2 protein-coding genes are annotated in these 1,661 nt (G+C 51.8%); one reads left to right on the forward strand and one right to left on the reverse strand.

Annotated elements, in window-relative coordinates:
* On the forward strand, window positions 1–1,045 hold a 1,045-nt coding region (locus GX117_14505), incomplete at its 5' end, for a hypothetical protein (protein NLO34542.1).
* 165 nt (window positions 1,046–1,210) lie between these two features.
* On the opposite strand, the gene GX117_14510 is transcribed toward GX117_14505, so the two are convergent.
* A partial coding sequence (locus GX117_14510; protein NLO34543.1) for a DUF11 domain-containing protein occupies window positions 1,211–1,661 on the reverse strand: 451 nt, incomplete at its 5' end.

The raw sequence follows: 1,661 nt of genomic DNA on the forward strand, positions 1-1,661 counted from the left end.
CCCGGGAATCATCCATCCCGAAGAATATTGTGAATTTTTTATTGACCAGGTATCCGCGCTTATTGTTGATGCATGGGAAAAGCGTCAACCAAGCGGCATCAGCCGGGCGGTAGGTCATGCCGCCGTTGGATTTAACCGCATTATGGTCTATGCCGATGGATCCATGGTCATGTATGGCAAGACAGACCGAGAAGATTGGCTCCGCCCCTACGCCGGTCATGACCATGCATTAGAGCTTTTGTTTACTTGGAATCAAGCAAAAGAATTAACCGGCATTGTTATCAATATTGCGTGCCCCTCTCAAGTCGTTGAAGGACAACTCTATGTGTCGCCTGACTTTTGGGGACCTGTACGCAGCCGGCTGCGTGAAGAATTCGCCGCTGATCTCGGTGTGCTTCCCTTAGTAAGCGCCGCCGGCGACCAATCACCTCGTGATCTTGTACGGCGCGGACGAAATGAACCGGATATGCGCAGTGAGCCGGGCATGAACGAAATGGCGCAGCGCATTGTTAATGGCGTCCGCTATGCCATGGAAACAGCACAGACTGAAGTGAGCTGGACAGCTCATTTGGAGCATCACGCAGCGCCGCTGGAATTGCCCGCACGAAAAGTAACGGAAGAAGAAGCGGCGGCGGCTCGGGCCCAAATAGAAAAAATGGATACCGGAAAAAGCATAGACCCCGCCTCCCCGCAGGCCGCGTTGCTGCGACGGGCACGGACGGTATCGAATCGCTATGATACACAAGGGGATTCACCAACCTTTACCATGGACTTTCATGTTATGCGACTCGGCGATATCGCACTGGCAACCAACCCCTTTGAACTTTATCTGGATTATGGGCTGCAAATAAAAGCGCGCAGCCTGGCAGCGCAAACTTTTATTGTTCAGTTGGCCAATGACCGCGGTGCCTATCTGCCCACTGAAGGAGCCTTGTCCGGCGGTGCCTATAGTACGTTAATCACAGACAATAAAGTAGGCCCTGAAGGAGGGGCCTTGCTCGTCGAAAATACAATTAAAGCAATCAATGACATGTGGAAGGATTGACCGATAAAACACTAAGCAATATCATCCCCTCCATCGGTACAGTAGCATGAATGCGTACCACCTACCACCGCCTACGCTTTTTATACGCTGTTGCACCTGTTAATGAAAAGGCCGGTCGCTACGCTTACGTAACGACCGGTCATAATAATTAGCAGCCTTTAGCTTTTATTTCATAGGCAGTCCGCCACCGGTGCCAAGAAAGATGGACACCACAACCAAGGCTATGAGCGAGAGTATTCCAACGAAAACACCCGCTGTATCCCAGAAATTGAAGCCGCTGCGGCAACCATCGTCGGCGGCTGTAACCGTCACGGTGTCATCCGTTGCCAATTCATCGCCTTCGGGACTCGTCGCTGAGGCAAACGCCACGTTAAGGACACTGCCCGCGTCATAGTCATCTTGCGTGACGATATATTCGCCGGAGAATTCCTTGGATTCACCAACAGTAAGCGTGCCTACCATTTCATCAAGGCCTGTCAACGGATCCTGAACACGCACATCACTCAGCGTCACGGAACCTGTATTGATTACCGTCACTGTGTAGACAATCGTATCGCCTACTTGCGTGAATTCTGTAACGTCAGCCGTCTTAACCAGGTCGAGCGCGGCAGATGCC

It is taken from the genome of Candidatus Hydrogenedentota bacterium (genome assembly GCA_012523015.1).
In the GTDB taxonomy this organism is placed as follows: domain Bacteria; phylum Hydrogenedentota; class Hydrogenedentia; order Hydrogenedentales; family CAITNO01; genus JAAYBJ01.